Annotated in this window: 16 protein-coding genes; 11 read left to right on the top strand and 5 right to left on the bottom strand. The window is 73.9% G+C overall.

Features of this window, described 5'->3' with window-relative positions:
* The coding region (locus tag ACFW1I_RS24640; protein ID WP_384673659.1) for a glycosyltransferase at nt 1-308 on the top strand (308 nt) is incomplete at its 5' end.
* A 51-nt stretch (nt 309-359) separates the two neighbouring features.
* Here the strand turns inward: ACFW1I_RS24640 and ACFW1I_RS24645 are convergent.
* Entirely contained in the window at nt 360-2,156 is a 1,797-nt protein-coding gene (locus ACFW1I_RS24645) for an AMP-dependent synthetase/ligase (RefSeq protein ID WP_384673662.1), read from the bottom strand.
* 257 nt (nt 2,157-2,413) lie between these two features.
* Here ACFW1I_RS24645 and ACFW1I_RS24650 point away from each other — a divergent pair, with 257 nt between their 5' ends.
* The 6 genes from ACFW1I_RS24650 to ACFW1I_RS24675 all read left to right on the top strand — a co-directional run bounded on the left by ACFW1I_RS24650 (nt 2,414) and on the right by ACFW1I_RS24675 (nt 7,297).
* Entirely contained in the window at nt 2,414-3,181 is a 768-nt protein-coding gene (locus ACFW1I_RS24650) for a metallophosphoesterase (protein ID WP_384673665.1), read from the top strand.
* Nucleotides 3,182-3,272: 91 nt separating this feature from the next.
* Nucleotides 3,273-3,713 (top strand): SRPBCC family protein, encoded by a 441-nt coding sequence (locus ACFW1I_RS24655; protein ID WP_384673669.1) that lies wholly within the window; start codon nt 3,273-3,275, stop codon nt 3,711-3,713.
* 31 nt (nt 3,714-3,744) lie between these two features.
* Complete coding sequence (locus ACFW1I_RS24660) at nt 3,745-4,911, top strand: ArsA-related P-loop ATPase (RefSeq protein WP_384673672.1); 1,167 nt, start codon at nt 3,745-3,747, stop codon at nt 4,909-4,911.
* A gap of 55 nt (nt 4,912-4,966) precedes the next feature.
* Nucleotides 4,967-5,461 carry a DUF5304 domain-containing protein gene (locus ACFW1I_RS24665; RefSeq protein WP_384673674.1) on the top strand — a complete coding sequence of 165 codons (495 nt, stop codon included), beginning with the start codon at nt 4,967-4,969 and terminating at the stop codon, nt 5,459-5,461.
* Nucleotides 5,462-5,528: 67 nt separating this feature from the next.
* A complete protein-coding gene (locus ACFW1I_RS24670; RefSeq protein WP_031007029.1) occupies nt 5,529-6,470 on the top strand; it encodes an ROK family glucokinase in 942 nt (313 codons plus the stop codon).
* 71 nt (nt 6,471-6,541) lie between these two features.
* Nucleotides 6,542-7,297 (top strand): endonuclease/exonuclease/phosphatase family protein, encoded by a 756-nt coding sequence (locus ACFW1I_RS24675; protein ID WP_384673678.1) that lies wholly within the window; start codon nt 6,542-6,544, stop codon nt 7,295-7,297.
* A 4-nt stretch (nt 7,298-7,301) separates the two neighbouring features.
* Here ACFW1I_RS24675 and ACFW1I_RS24680 read toward each other — a convergent pair whose 3' ends face one another.
* Both ACFW1I_RS24680 and ACFW1I_RS24685 read right to left on the bottom strand, forming a co-directional pair.
* A complete protein-coding gene (locus tag ACFW1I_RS24680; RefSeq protein WP_384673680.1) occupies nt 7,302-7,955 on the bottom strand; it encodes a hypothetical protein in 654 nt (217 codons plus the stop codon).
* Nucleotides 7,948-8,730 (bottom strand): alpha/beta hydrolase, encoded by a 783-nt coding sequence (locus ACFW1I_RS24685; protein ID WP_384673682.1) that lies wholly within the window; start codon nt 8,728-8,730, stop codon nt 7,948-7,950. Before ACFW1I_RS24685 ends, ACFW1I_RS24680 begins: the two co-directional genes overlap by 8 nt.
* Before the next feature lie 190 nt (nt 8,731-8,920).
* On the opposite strand from ACFW1I_RS24685, the gene ACFW1I_RS24690 reads away from it, so the two are divergent.
* The 4 genes from ACFW1I_RS24690 to ACFW1I_RS24705 all read left to right on the top strand — a co-directional run bounded on the left by ACFW1I_RS24690 (nt 8,921) and on the right by ACFW1I_RS24705 (nt 12,720).
* The gene (locus tag ACFW1I_RS24690) at nt 8,921-9,652 is read left to right on the top strand and encodes a lysophospholipid acyltransferase family protein (RefSeq protein ID WP_384673685.1); all 732 of its coding nucleotides are present in this window, start codon (nt 8,921-8,923) and stop codon (nt 9,650-9,652) included.
* A gap of 37 nt (nt 9,653-9,689) precedes the next feature.
* Nucleotides 9,690-10,919: a MacS family sensor histidine kinase gene (gene macS, locus ACFW1I_RS24695; protein ID WP_384673687.1), complete on the top strand. Its 1,230-nt coding sequence runs from the start codon at nt 9,690-9,692 to the stop codon at nt 10,917-10,919.
* A gap of 41 nt (nt 10,920-10,960) precedes the next feature.
* Nucleotides 10,961-11,608, top strand: a complete 648-nt coding sequence (locus ACFW1I_RS24700) for a response regulator transcription factor (protein ID WP_319008136.1) — start codon at nt 10,961-10,963, stop codon at nt 11,606-11,608.
* Nucleotides 11,609-11,718: 110 nt separating this feature from the next.
* Nucleotides 11,719-12,720, top strand: a complete 1,002-nt coding sequence (locus tag ACFW1I_RS24705; RefSeq protein WP_384673690.1) for a 2-hydroxyacid dehydrogenase — start codon at nt 11,719-11,721, stop codon at nt 12,718-12,720.
* Nucleotides 12,721-12,738: 18 nt separating this feature from the next.
* Here the strand turns inward: ACFW1I_RS24705 and ACFW1I_RS24710 are convergent, their stop codons facing one another.
* Both ACFW1I_RS24710 and ACFW1I_RS24715 read right to left on the bottom strand, forming a co-directional pair.
* Complete coding sequence (locus ACFW1I_RS24710) at nt 12,739-14,613, bottom strand: anthranilate synthase family protein (RefSeq protein WP_384673692.1); 1,875 nt, start codon at nt 14,611-14,613, stop codon at nt 12,739-12,741.
* Between the two features lie 105 nt (nt 14,614-14,718).
* Nucleotides 14,719-14,775: a trp operon leader peptide gene (locus ACFW1I_RS24715; RefSeq protein ID WP_107049246.1), complete on the bottom strand. Its 57-nt coding sequence runs from the start codon at nt 14,773-14,775 to the stop codon at nt 14,719-14,721.
* Nucleotides 14,776-14,779: the final 4 nt, after the last annotated feature.

A 14,779-nucleotide genomic window follows, 5' to 3' on the forward strand; every position in this document is an offset into this window, starting at 1 on the left:
CCACCGCCCCCCCCCCCCCCCCCGGCCCCGCGCGCACTCGGCGGGCCCACACCCTCCACACCCGGGCGCAGCCCGCCCCGCCCACGCTGCCCCTCGCCGGCGACTCCGGCGGCGCCCCCGACGCCGTCCTGGACGGCGAGACCGGCTGGGTCGTCCGCGGCGAGTCCGCCGAGGACACCGCCGACCGCGTCACCACCCTCCTCCTCGACCCCGACCTGCGCGCCCGCATGGGCGAGCGCGGCCGGGCCTGGGTGGAGGAGAAGTGGCGCTGGGACCTGCTCGCGGAGAAGCTCCGGGAGCTGCTGTAGACACGGGTGAGGGGCCCGGCGCACCCGCGCCGGGCCCCTTCCGCCGCCCGCCTACTTGGCGTAGATCGCCTCGATCTCGTCCGCGAAGTCCTTCGCCACCACGTTCCGCTTCAGCTTCAGCGACGGGGTGATGTGGCCCGCCTCCTCGGTGAACTGGGACGCCAGGACGCGGAACTTGCGGACCGACTCCGCCTTCGACACCGCCGCGTTGCCGTCGTCGATCGCCCGCTGCACCTCGGCCAGCAGCTCCGGGTCCTCGCGGAGCGCGGCGGCGGTGGTGCCGGCCGGCTTGCCGTGCTCGGACGCCCAGCGGCCCAGGAACTCCTCGTCGAGGGTGACCAGCGCGCCGACGAACGGACGCCCGTCGCCGACCACCATGCACTCCGCCACCAGGGCGTGGGCGCGGATCCGGTCCTCGATGACCGCCGGGGCGACGTTCTTGCCGCCCGCCGTCACCAGGATCTCCTTCTTCCGGCCGGTGATCGCCAGGTAGCCGTCCTCGTCGAGGGTGCCGATGTCACCGGTGTGGAACCAGCCGTCCGCCAGCGCCTCGGCCGTCGCCGCCTCGTTGTTCCAGTACCCGGTGAAGATGTGCTCGCCGTGCAGCAGCACCTCGCCGTCGTCCGCGATCCGCACCACCGAACCCGGCAGCGGCTGGCCGACCGTGCCGATCTTCGGGCGGTCCCACGGGTTGAAGGCGGTCGCCGCGCACGACTCCGTCAGGCCGTAGCCCTCCAGGACCGTGAAGCCGATGCCGCGGAAGAAGTGGCCGAGCCGCTCGCCCAGCGGCGCGCCGCCGGAGATCGCGTACTCGCCCCGGCCGCCGAGCACCGCCCGCAGCTTCGAGAAGACCAGCTTGTCGAAGAGCTTGTGCTTGAGCCGCAGGCCGAAGGACGGGCCCTGCGGGGTGGCGAGCGCGCGGCTGTAGGCGATCGCCGTGTGCGCGGCCTTGTCGAAGATCTTGCCCTTGCCGTCGGCCTGCGCCTTGGCCCGCGCCGAGTTGTAGACCTTCTCGAAGACGCGCGGCACGCCCAGGATCAGCGTCGGCCGGAAGGAGGCCAGCTCGTCCGTGAGGGTCTTGATGTCGGGGAGACAGCCGAGCCGGATCGGGGCCATCACCGAGGCCACCTCGATCAGCCGGCCGAAGACGTGCGCGGCCGGGAGGAAGAGCAGCACCGACGACTCGCCGGTGCGGAAGAGCGGCTTCAGGCGCTCCACCACGTTGCCGCACTCGGCGAAGAACGCCCGGTGGGTCAGCACGCAGCCCTTGGGGCGGCCGGTCGTGCCCGAGGTGTAGACGATGGTCGCCGGGTCGTCCGCGTTCGCCGCCGACATCCGCGCGTCCAGCGTCTCGTCCGAGACCTCCGCGCCCGCCTCGGTCAGCCGCGCGATCGCGCCGTCCTCGATCTGGTGCAGGCCCCGGAGCGCGGGCAGCTCGCCGCGCACGGACTCCACGGACGCCTGGTGCGCCGCGGACTCCACGACCGCCAGCGAGGCGCCCGAGTCGCCGAGGATCCACTGGATCTGCTCCGGCGAGCTGGTCTCGTACACCGGCACGGTCACCGCGCCGGCGCTCCAGATCGCGAAGTCGAGGAGCACCCACTCGTAGCGGGTGCGGGAGAGCAGCGCGACCCGGTCGCCCACCCCGACCCCGGCCGCGATCAGACCCTTGGCGACGCCGCGGACCTCGGCGAGGAACTCCTTGGCGGTGACGTCGGTCCACCCGCCCTCGACCTTGCGGCCCATCACGGCGACATCTGGGTGCTGGGAGGCGTTGCGGCGGATGAGATCCGTCAGGTTGCCGTCCGAAGGGACCTCGTACAGGGCCGGAAGGCTGAACTCGCGCAAGACTGCTGCTCCTCATCGGGCTCCGGTGCCACGGCTCTGTGTGACGCACCGGTGCGGTCCATGATCGGGCAGGTGCTCGGTGGGGGTGAGCACGACTGTGGACTGCCCGGACGTTACCCACCAGTACGTGGTTCCCGATAGGGGGTCCCGGCCAGATGTTCCGTGCGTCACACCAGCGTGACGCCCCTCTCCGCACAGTAATCCACAGCTTTCCCGACTCCCAAGTAACCGCAGGTCCGACGCCCTAAGGTGGCCCCATGCGAGTCCACGTGGTCAGCGACGTGCACGGCAACACCGGCGCCCTCGCCCGGGCGGGGGACGGCGCCGACGCCCTCATATGCCTCGGCGACCTGGTCCTCTTCCTCGACTACGCCGACCACAGCCGGGGCATCTTCCCCGACCTCTTCGGCGTGGCGAACGCCGACCGGATCGTCGAGCTGCGCACCGCCCGCCGCTTCGACGAGGCCCGGGACTTCGGCCGCAGCCTCTGGGCCGGCCTCGCCGTCGACCGCGCGACCGCCATCGAGGCCGCCGTGCGCCGCCAGTACGCCGAACTCTTCGCCGCCTTCCCCACCCCCACCTACGCCACCTACGGCAACGTCGACATCCCCACCCTCTGGCCCGAGTACGCCGGCCCCGGCACCACCGTCCTCGACGGAGAGCGGATCGAGCTCGGCGGCCTCGTCCTCGGCTTCGTCGGCGGCGGCCTGCGCACCCCCATGCGCACCCCGTACGAGATCTCCGACGAGGAGTACGCCGCCAAGGTCGAGGCCCTCGGCGAGGTCGACGTCCTCTGCTCCCACATCCCGCCCGAGGTCCCCGACCTCACCTACGACACCGTCGCCCGCCGCTTCGAGCGCGGCAGCCGCGCCCTCCTCGACGCCATCCGCCGCACCCGCCCCCGCTACGCCCTCTTCGGCCACGTCCACCAGCCGCTGGCCCGCCGGATGCGGATCGGCGCCACCGAATGCGTCAACGTCGGGCACTTCGCGGCCACCGGCCGCCCCTTCGCCCTGGAGTGGTGACGGGCCCGTCACCGGGGCGCGATAGCCTGCCTCCGGCACGTGTCCGTGCCTTCTGACTTCCGCCGGACCGCACAGTGGAGGAGCCACCGCGATGGCCGAACACACCAGCTCGAGCATCACCATCGAGGCGGCGCCGGCCGACGTCATGGGTGTGATCGCCGACTTCGCCCGCTACCCCGACTGGACCGGCGAGGTCACCCAGGCCGAGGTCCTCTCCACCGACGAGGCCGGCCGCGCCGAGAAGGTCCGGCTCGTCCTCGACGCCGGCGCCATCAAGGACGACCACACCCTCGCGTACACCTGGACCGGCTCCCACGAGGTCAGCTGGACCCTGGTCAAGTCCCAGATGCTGCGCTCCCTCGACGGCTCCTACCGGCTCACCCCGCTCGCCGGCGACCGCACCGAGGTCACCTACCAGCTCACCGTCGACGTCAAGATCCCCATGCTCGGCATGATCAAGCGCAAGGCCGAGAAGGTCATCATCGACCGCGCCCTCGCCGGCCTGAAGAAGCGCGTGGAATCCGGCGCCTGAGCCCCGGCGGGGCCGCGATAGCGTCACCCGCATGCGGATCATCCTCGTCACCGGAACCGGCGGCGCCGGGCGCACCACGGTCGCCACGGCGACCGCCCTCGCCGAGGCCCACGCGGGCCGCCGCGTGCTGCTCGTCCCCGGCGACACCGACCCGGAGCGCACCGGCCCCGCCGCGGACGCGGCCGCCGCCGCGGGCCCCGGGACGCTCACCGTCCTGCGGCCCGACCCCGCCGGGGACTTCCGGCGCGAGTTCCTCGCCCTCCAGGCCCGCTCGCAGACCGCCCTCGACCTCCTCGGCGCCTCGCCGTTCGAGGACGCCGAACTCACCGAGCTGCCCGGCAGCCGCCAGTTCGCCCTGCTCCGCGCGGTGCGCGAGGCCGCCGCCGGGGACCACGACCTCGCCGTCGTCGACCTGCCGCCGCTCCACGAGGCGCTGACCGTCCTCGCCCTCCCCGGACAGCTCCGCCGCTATCTGCGCCGGCTGCTGCCGCCCGAGCGGCAGGCCGCCCGCGCGCTCCGCCCGATGCTCGCCCAGCTCGCCGGCGTCCCCATGCCCGCCCAGTGGCTGTACGAGACCACCGCCCGCTGGGAGCGGGAGCTCGCCGCCGTCCAGACCGTCGTCGAGGCCCCCGACACCACCGTCCGGCTCGTCCTCGAACCCGGCCCGGCCGCCGCCGCCACCCTCCGCGACGCCCGCCTCGGCCTCGCCCTCCAGGGCCTCGCCCTCGACGCCGTGATCGCCAACCGGCTGCTCCCCGCCGCCTCCGAGGACCCCTGGCTCGCCGCCCTCACCACCCAGCAGCACCGGCACCTGGAGACCCTCCGCGCCGACGCCGGCGAGCTCCTGCACGAGCTGCCGCACCTCGGCCGCGACCCGCGCGGCCCCGAGGACCTCGCCCTGCTCGCCGCCGTACGCCCCGGCCTCCCGCCCGTCCCCGCGCCCGCGCCGACCGTCGAGGACCGGCGCGCGCAGGACGGCGTGCTTGTCTGGCACCTGCCGCTGCCCGGCGCCGTCAAGACGGAGCTCTCCCTCGTCCGCCGGGGTGACGAACTGCTGCTCGGCGCGGGTCCCTTCCGCCGCACCCTGCCCCTCCCGCCCGCCCTGCGCCGCTGCACCGTCACCGGCGCGGGCCTCGTCGACGGCGACCTCGCGGTCCGCTTCGCCCCCGACCCCGGTCTCTGGCCCAAGCCCTCCTGACCGGCGCCCCCGGGCGTGTACCGTCGAAGGAAGGGAAGCGACGGAGGAGTACGCCATGAGCAGCGATTCGGACGCCTGGGCCAAGGCGTGCGCCGAGGACCTGGAGGCGGAGAAGGCCCGCCGCCGCGCGGAGCACGGCGAGGAGCCCGGCTCGCCCGCCGAGGAGTTCCGCAGGCTCTTCGAGGCCGTCGCCGAGAAGCTGACCGGCGGACTCGGCGCCGCCGCCCCGCTGTTCGGCGGGCAGGCCGCCGGTGCCGCCGCGCAGGCCGCCGAGACCGTCAAGGGCCTCGTCAACCAGGCGAAGGCCGCCGTCGAGCCGGTCATCGAGCGCAACCCGCAGGTCTTCGACCACCTCGCCGCCGCCGGCAGCGAACTCCTCGCCGCCTACCGCTCGGCCGTCGAGGGCCACGAGACCCGCTGGACCCGCGGCCCCGGCCTCGACGACGACGACCCCCGCCGGGCCGCCGACACCCCCGGCGAGCCGGACGCGGACGACCGCGAGGACGGCGGCGACGGCCCCGTCACCGGCCGCCCCATCGACCTCGACTGATCAGTACGGCCCCTGCCCTCGGGTACGGTGGGCCCTAGCGGGGCTCGACCGAAAACTGAGGGACTTCATGGGACTCACCATCGGCGTCGACATCGGCGGCACGAAGATCGCGGCCGGTGTGGTCGACGAGGAGGGCAGCATCCTCGACACCCACACGGTGCCCACGCCGCCGACCCCCGAAGGCATCGTCGACGCCATCTGCGCGGCCGTCTCCGAGGCCGGCAAGGGCCACCAGATCGAGGCCGTCGGCATCGGCGCGGCCGGGTACGTCGACGACAAGCGGGCCACCGTCCTCTTCGCGCCGAACATCGACTGGCGGCACGAGCCGCTCAAGGACAAGGTCGAACAGCGCGTCGGCCTGCCCGTCGTCGTCGAGAACGACGCCAACGCCGCCGCCTGGGGCGAGTACCGCTTCGGCGCCGGCCAGGGCCACGAGGACGTCATCTGCATCACCCTCGGCACCGGCCTCGGCGGCGGCATCATCATCGGCAACAAGCTGCGCCGCGGACGCTTCGGCGTCGCCGCCGAGTTCGGCCACATCCGGGTCGTCCCCGACGGCCTGCTGTGCGGCTGCGGCAGCCAGGGCTGCTGGGAGCAGTACGCCTCCGGCCGCGCCCTCGTCCGGTACGCCCGGCAGCGCGCCGCCGCCACCCCCGAGAACGCCGAGGTGCTCCTCGCGCTCGGCGACGGCACCCCCGAGGGCGTCCAGGGCAAGCACGTCAGCGAGGCCGCCCGCGCGGGCGACCCGGTCGCCATCGACTCCTTCCGCGAGCTGGCCCGCTGGGCCGGCGCCGGCCTGGCCGACCTCGCGTCGCTCTTCGACCCGTCCGCCTTCATCGTCGGCGGCGGCGTCTCCGACGAGGGCGAGCTCGTCCTCGACCCCATCCGGAAGTCCTTCCGGCGCTGGCTGATCGGCGGCAGCTACCGCCCGCACGCCCAGGTCCTCGCCGCCCAGCTGGGCAACAAGGCCGGCCTCGTCGGCGCCGCGGACCTGGCCCGCCAGGGCTGACCCCCGCGCCATCCGGTCGATGCCCGCCGCGCCCTCTGGGGCGGGGCGGGCATCCGGCCTATGTTGGGCCCATGGCCCTCGACGCGACCGGCGCGCTGCCCGCCTCCCGTACCGAGCCGGACGGTTCGGCCGTGGTCCGGATCCTCAGCTACAACGTCCGCTCGATGCGCGACGACGAGGACGCCCTCGCCCGGGTGATCCGGTCCTGCGCGCCCGACGTCGTCCTCGTCCAGGAGGCGCCGCGCTTCTTCCGCTGGCGCAAGCACGCGGCCCGGCTCGCCGCCAAGAGCGAACTGGTCGTGCTCTCCGGCGGGGCCACCGCCGCGGGGCCGCTGCTGCTCTGCTCGCTGCGGGCCACCGTCGAGCGGACCGAGGACGTGCTCCTGCCGCTCACCCCCGGCCTGCACCGGCGCGGCCTCGCCACCGCCGTCGTCCGCTTCGGCGCGGTCCGGCTGGGCCTGGTCAGCTGCCATCTGAGCCTGCGCGAGGACGAGCGGTACGCCCAGGCCGGCCTGGTCCTCGACCGGGTCGCCGCGCTGGACACCCCGTACACGATCGTCGCCGGCGACCTCAACGAGCGCCCCGGCGGCCCCGCCTTCACCCGGCTCACCCGGACCCTCCGCGACGGCCGGCAGGCCCGCCCCTGGGGCACCGAGCACACCTTCCCGGCCACCGCCCCGGACGCCCGCGTCGACGCGATCCTGGCCACGGACGCCGTCGAGTTTCTGGGCTGTGGCGTCCCCACCACCCCCGACCCGGCCGACCTGACCGCCGCCAGCGATCACCTTCCCGTGCTGGCGGCGGTCAGGCTCCGGGCCCCGGCCTGAGGGGTCACACCACCGCGCCGCGGCCCGGGTCGTCGTAGCCGTCGTCGTCCTCGTCGTCGCCCTTCATACGGGCCACCAGGGTCACGAAGCCGCCCAGGAAGCCGCCGATGCAGAGGGTGGTGAGCCACCAGGTCATGTCCCACTGGAGGAGGACGGCGACCAGCATCAGGACCGGGCCGCCGACCACCGCGAGCCAGGCGAACTTGGTGGTGGTGTCCGCCTCCGGCAGCGGCGGCGGCTCCGGCGGCACGAAGTGGCCCTCGTCCGAGGCGCCGCCGGACTCCGGCTCCGCCAGGCTGTAGTCGCGCGGGCCGCCCGGACGCACCCCGGGCGCGAAGACGACCGAGCTGCCGAGGGCCGGCTTCTCGTCCCCCTCGTCGCCCGAGTCGGGGCCCGGCTCCGGCTCCGGCGCGAGCGGCGACGGCGTCTCCCGCTTGGTCTTGTCCGGCTTCGGCACGTCGCTGCCCGAGGCCGCCCGGGCCTCACGGGCCTCCAGCTCCTCCGGCTCCGGCAGCCTCAGGTTCTCGATCGGCCGGAAGGGCCGCGTCCCCGGCGGGTCCGCGGGCTCCTCGCCGTACCCGGCGACGATCGCGGCCCACGCCGCCTCCTCGTCGATGGGCTGCGGCTCCCGCTCGCCGCCGTCCTGCTGGTCAGCCACCGCTCCTGCTCCCCTTCCCGCCCACGAGTCCCGGGGCGAGACGCTCGACGAACGCCAGACTCTCCTCGAAGATCCTCTCCGCGTCATGGTCCAACGTCGCCACGTGGTAGCTCTGTTCCAGCAGGACCTCCTTCACGTCGGTGGAGGAGACCCGGCCGAGCACCCGGGCCGAGTCGGCCGGCGGCACCACGTGGTCCTGCGGGCTGCGCAGCAGCAGCAGCGGCTGCGTGACCTGCGGCAGCTCGCGGTCGACCAGCTGGAAGAAGCGCCGCAGCGAGTGCGCGGCGTGCAGCGGCACCCGGTCGTACCCGACCTCCGTCATGCCCTCCTTCGCGATGTCGTTGGCGACGCCCCTCGTCGTCGGGACGAGGTGCCGCACGACCGGCAGCGCCTGCGCGGCCAGGCCGTGCACCTTGTTCCCGGGGTTGACGAGGACGATGCCGCGGACCGCGTCGCCGTGCTTCGCGGCGAGCCGCAGGGTCAGCGCCCCGCCCATGGAGAGGCCGAAGACGAAGACGGTCGAGCAGCGGGCGGTCAGCTCGCGCAGCGCCCGGTCCACCTCCGCGTACCAGTCGTGCCAGGTGGTGAGCTGCATGTCCTGCCAGCGGGTGCCGTGGCCGGGCAGCAGGGGCACCGACACCGTCAGGCCGCGCTCCGCGAGGTACTCGGCCCACGGGCGCATCGACTGCGGGGAACCGGTGAATCCGTGACAGAGAAGGACGCCGACCTCTCCGCCCTCATGGCGGTACGGCTCGGCTCCGGGAAGGACCGGCACCGGGGTCTCCTGTTCGGTTGCGGCTCCGGCGCGTCGGGGGCGCCGGAGTCGTACGGCGATGGGGGAAGGACCTTCACGGTACGCGACCGGACCGACACCCGACCAGGGCCGCAGCGGGGGCGGCACGCCGGTACGGGATAAAGTCGTCACGACGGCACACGGAAGGCATGGCGAGTTGATCTACGGCGCGATGAAGTTCTCCATCGGAGGCTCCCTGAAGCTGGCCTTCCGGCCCTGGGTGGAGGGCTTGGAGAACGTTCCCGCCGAGGGTCCCGCGATCCTCGCCAGCAACCACCTGTCCTTCTCGGACTCCTTCTTCCTGCCCGCCGTGCTCGACCGCAAGGTCACCTTCATCGCCAAGGCGGAGTACTTCACCACGCCCGGCGTGAAGGGCCGGCTGACCGCCGCCTTCTTCAAGGGCGTCGGCCAGCTCCCGGTGGACCGCTCCGGCGCCCGCGGCGCGGGCGAGGCGGCCATCAAGGCCGGCATCGAGGTCATCGAGGGCGGCGGCCTCTTCGGCATCTACCCCGAGGGCACCCGCTCGCCCGACGGCCGGCTCTACCGCGGCAAGCCCGGCGGCCTCGCCCGGGTGGCGCTGGCCACCGGCGCCCCGGTGATCCCGGTCGCCATGATCGACACCGAGAAGATCCAGCCGCCCGGCAAGATCGTCCCGAAGCTGATGCGCCCCGGGATCCGGATCGGCAAGCCGCTGGACTTCTCCCGCTACCAGGGCATGGACGGCGACCGCTTCATCCTGCGCTCGGTGACCGACGAGGTCATGTACGAGATCATGAAGCTCTCCGGGCAGGAGTACGTCGACATCTACGCGACCGCCGCCAAGCGGCAGATCGCGGAGGCGGAGAAGGCCGCCAAGGAGGCCGTGAAGGCGGAGATCGCCGCACGGGAAGAGTCGGGCGCCTGACGCTCCCGGGAAGGGACGTCTGCGGGGGGTGGGGGAGTTGGCCAAGCGCGAGCGTGTCGTGCGCATGTCGGTCGAGCAGCCGTTGTGGCGGGCGCTGACCGGATACCGCGTCCTGACGATGGTCTACGCGGTGCTGATCTTCGCCACCGGCCGGGACGCCTACGAGCGGCCCTGGATCGCCGTCGGCTACCTGGCGGTGCTCTGCGTCTGGACCCTCGCCACCCTCCCCAGGGTGGCGAACGCGGCCAGCTGCACCAAGCGGTTCCTCACCGCCGACCTGACCGTCGCCCTCACCGGCATCCTCCTCACCCCGCTCGCCGACGCCCACGCCCAGTCCGTCGACGGCCCCACGCTGCCGACCATATGGACCGCCGGCTCGGTCCTCGCCTACGCCATCAAGGGCGGCTGGCGCTGGGCCGGCCTCGCCTCGTCCCTCGTGGCCGTCGCCAACATCATCGAGCGGGGCCACCCCAGCCGGGACACCGTCCACAACGTGATCCTCGTCTGGGTGGCCTCCATCGCCATCGGCTACGTCGTCGAGGTCGCCCGCGCCTCCGAGCGCACCCTCGCCCGCGCCCTGGAGATCGAGGCCGCCACCCGGGAGCGCGAACGGCTCGCCCGCGACATCCACGACAGCGTCCTCCAGGTCCTCGCCATGGTGCAGCGGCGCGGCACCGCGCTCGGCGGGGAGGCCGCCGAGCTGGGCCGGATGGCCGGCGAGCAGGAGGTCGCCCTGCGCACCCTGGTCGCCGGCGGTCTCACCCGCACCAGCCACGTCTCCGAGGACGAGTCCGAAGGGGCGGTGGTCCGGGTGGTCGAGGTCGACGACGAGCCCGACGACGGCACCCCCGTCGACCTGCGCACCCTGCTCGCCCCCCGAGCCGGCGCCCGGGTCACCCTCTCCGACCCCGGGGTGCCCGTCCCGCTGCCCTCCGCGGCCGCCCGCGAACTGGCCGCCGCCGTCGGCGCCGCCCTGGACAACGTGCGGGTGCACGCGGGCGCGGACGCGCGCGCGTGGATCCTGGTCGAGGACTGGGACGACGAGGTCGTCGTCACCGTCCGGGACGACGGGCCCGGCATCCCGGAGGGCCGGCTCGTCGAGGCGGAGGGCGAGGGCCGGATGGGCGTCGCGCTCTCCATCCGGGGGCGCCTGCGCGACCTGGGCGGCACGGCCGAGCTGATCTCGGTCCCCGGCCAGGGCACCGAAGTCGAACTGAAGGTCCCGCGACCGGCGCGGGGCGCACGGGGGAAGGCAGGAGAGCAGTGAACGAGGTCCAGCACCAGACGGAGCAGCGGCCGATCAGGGTGATGGTCGTCGACGACCACCCCATGTGGCGGGACGCCGTCGCCCGCGACCTGGCCGAGGCCGGCTTCGACGTGACCGCCACCGCAGGCGACGGCGAGCAGGCCGTCCGCCGCGCCCCGGCCGCCGCCCCCGACGTCCTCGTCCTGGACCTGAACCTGCCGGCCAAGCCGGGCGTCCAGGTCTGCAAGGAGCTCGTCGGCACGCTGCCGGGACTCCGGGTCCTGGTCCTCTCCGCGAGCGGCGAGCACGCCGACGTCCTGGAGGCCGTGAAGTCCGGCGCCACCGGATACCTGCTGAAGTCGGCCAGCACCGAGGAGCTGATCGACGCGGTCCGCCGCACCGCCGCGGGCGACCCCGTCTTCACCCCGGGCCTGGCCGGCCTGGTCCTCGGCGAGTACCGCCGCCTCGCCTCCGAGCCCGCCCCCGCCGCGGGCGCCGGGGAGCCCGAGGCGCCGCGCCTCACCGACCGCGAGACCGAGGTGCTGCGGCTCGTCGCCAAGGGCCTCAGCTACAAGCAGATCGCCGAGCGGCTGGTCATCTCGCACCGCACCGTGCAGAACCACGTTCAGAACACCCTGGGCAAGCTCCAGCTGCACAACCGCGTCGAACTGGTCCGGTACGCGATCGAGCGCGGGCTCGACGAGGGCTGACCGGCCCGCGCGCCGGGCGGACGGAGAGCGGACGCCGGGACGGAGCCGTATATTCGGGCGCATATGCGGCTCTTTGGCGCTCTCAGGCGCTCTCTGGCGGGAGGACTGGCGTGGAGATCCTGGCGTTCGGCGTGCAGGCGGACGAGAAGCCGATGATCGAGAGGGCCTTCGCCGGCCACCACGACGTCCGCTGCCTCGACGTCTTCCTCACCGAGGACACCGCCCCCATCGCGGCCGGCTACGAGATCATCTCCACCAGCGTCAACGCCATCCTCGACCACCGGGTCCTGCAGACCCTCGCGGCCGGCGGCACCCAGATGATCGCCCAGCGCTCCACCGGCTTCAACAACATCGACCTGGAGGTCGCCGAGCGCCTCGGCCTCACCGTCGCCCGGGTCTCGTACTACTCGCCGTACTCCGTCGCCGAGTTCGCCTGGACGCTCGCCATGGCCGTCAACCGGCGGATCGTCCGAGCCTCCAACCGCACCCGGGACTTCGACTTCCGCCTCGACGGGCTGATGGGCCGCGACCTGCGCGGCCGCACCGCCGGCGTCCTCGGCACCGGCAAGATCGGCGAGGCGTTCGCCCGGATCGCCCACGGCTTCGGCATGCGGCTCCTCGGCTGGGACGTCGCCGAGAACCCGGCCTGCGTCGACCTGGGCATGGAGTACGTGGACAAGGACCGGCTGCTCGCCGAAGCCGACCTCGTCAGCCTCCACGTGCCGCTGCTGCCCGCCACCCACCACCTCCTCGACGCCGCCGCGCTCAAGGCCATGAAGGACGACGCGATCCTGGTCAACTCCAGCCGCGGCGGCCTGGTCGACACCGAGGCCCTCGTCACCGAACTCCGCGCCGGCCGCTTCGCCGGCGTCGGCCTCGACGTCTACGAGGCCGAGGCCGGCCTCTTCTTCCTCGACAAGTCCCTCGCGGGCATCGAGGACGACACCCTGGCCCGCCTGGTGACCTTCCCCCACGTGGTGGTGACGAGCCACCAGGCGTACTACACCGAGGACGCGGTCGGCCAGATCATCGACACCACGGTCCAGAACGTCCTCGACTACACCGCCGGCCGGCGCGGCGAGAACGTCCTGGTCCCGCGCACCGCCGCCTAGGACCCGCCCGGGGCCCGGCTAGACCAGCACCCCGGCCAGCAGCGAGGCCGTCACCGCCGCGCCCTCCAGCGTCAGCACCGACTCCGGGTGGAACTGCACGCCCGCGAAACCCGGTCCGCGCAGCGCGTGCACCTCGTCGCTCTCCGCGTCCCGGCTCACCTCGATCCGGTGCAGCGCCAGCTCCGTCGCCTCCCGCTCGTCGCAGCGCGCCGTGAAGCTGTTGTAGAAGCCGACCGTCCGCTCCTGCCCGAACAGGTCGATCCGGACCTGGGCGCCCTGGAACGGGGTCCGCTTGCGGACGATGTCCAGACCCAGCTCCGCCGCGATCAGCTCGTGCCCGAGGCACACGCCGAGCAGACCGTGCCAGTGGCCGCGCAGCAGCTCGGCGGTGAGCCCGCGCAGGAACCGCATCTTCGGGTCGGCCGCGTCCATCGGATCGCCCGGCCCGGGGCCCAGCACCACGGGCCCCTCGTGGCCGAGCGCCAGCTCCCGCAGCCCCGGCTCGTCGTACCGCAGCACCGACACCTCCAGGCCCGAGGAGCGCAGCAGGTGCGCCAGCATCGCGGTGAAGGTGTCCTCCGCGTCGATCACCAGCGCGTGGCCCGTCAGCTCCGCCGACCGGGTCTGCATCCGCAGCCAGAACGGCGCCAGATCCGCCCGCCGGGCGTCCAGCGCGGCCCGCACCCGCGGATCGTCCGCGAGCCGCGGCCGGGCGGGGGAGCCGTCCGCCGGGCGCCCGTCCCGCACCCCCAGCGCCGCCAGCACCGCCGCCGCCTTCGCGTGGGTCTCCGCGACCTCGCCGGCCGGGTCCGAGTGCCGGACCAGGGTCGCCCCCACCGGCACCCGCAGCCGTCCGTCGGCGGCGATGTCGGCGGTCCGGATGAGGATGGGGGAGTCCAGCGTCTGCGCCCCGTTCTCGTCCGTCCCGAGCAGCGCGAGCGCCCCCGCGTAGTAGCCGCGCCCGCCGGCCTCGTGACGCTCGATCACCCGGCAGGCGTTCTGCACCGGGGAGCCCGTCACGGTCGCCGCGAACATCGTCTCCCGCAGCACCTCCCGCACGTCCAGCGAGGACCGCCCGCGCAGCTCGTACTCGGTGTGCGCGAGGTGCGCCATCTCCTTCAGCCGGGGACCGATCACCACGCCGCCCATGTCCCCGACCGTGCACATCATCTTCAGCTCCTCGTCGACCACCATGGAGAGCTCCTCGGTCTCCTTGCGGTCGGCGAGGAAGCCGAGCAGCCCCTCGGCGGTCGGCGCGCCCCCGTCCGGGTAGCGGTACGTGCCGCTGATCGGGTTCATGACGACGGTGCCGCCCGCCATCCGCACGTGGACCTCCGGGCTGGCGCCGACGAGCACCCGTTCCCCGGTGTGCACGACGAAGGTCCAGTAGGCGCCCCGCTCGCCCGCCAGCAGCCGCCGGAAGAGCGCGAGCGCGTCGGCCCGCCCGAAGCCGGGGATCGCGCCGGTGTACGTCCGCCGGATGACGAAGTTGGCGCCCTCGCCGGCGCCGATCTCGTCCTCGATCACCCGCCGCACGATCCCGGCGTACTCCTCGTCGGAGACGTCGAAGGCCCCGCCGGTGACCTCGACCCGGTGGGCGGGCAGCGCGTCGAGCACCTCGCCGAGCGGCAGCTCGTACGTCTCCTCCGCGACCAGCACGGAGAGCGGGGTGCCGTCGTCCCGCACGTCGAAGCCGCGCTCCCGGATCTGCCGGAACGGCACCAGCGCCAGCGCCGGCCGCTCGCCCACCGGCAGGTCGGCCAGCCGCTCCGCCTCGTGGACGGCCCCGATCAGCACCTCGACGGTGTCGTGGTCACGGCCCGGGGTGCGGCGGCGCAGCAGGGCGAAGGGCGGTGCGGAGTCGTCGAGGAGACGGGAGAGGTCGAAGTCCATGGGTGTTCCTTCCGGTCGGAGTGGAGAGCGGAGAGGAACGGCCTCGCGGGTACGAGAAAGGCCGCCCCTCGGGCGGCCTTCGCGTGGTCTTCGGAGTACGCGCAGTCAGTGGGCCGCCGGAGGGACGGTCCACCACCAGTTCTGGGTCGGAAGCGCGTACATGCGA

Source organism: Streptomyces sp. NPDC058955, from assembly GCF_042741435.1.
Classification (GTDB): domain Bacteria; phylum Actinomycetota; class Actinomycetes; order Streptomycetales; family Streptomycetaceae; genus Streptomyces.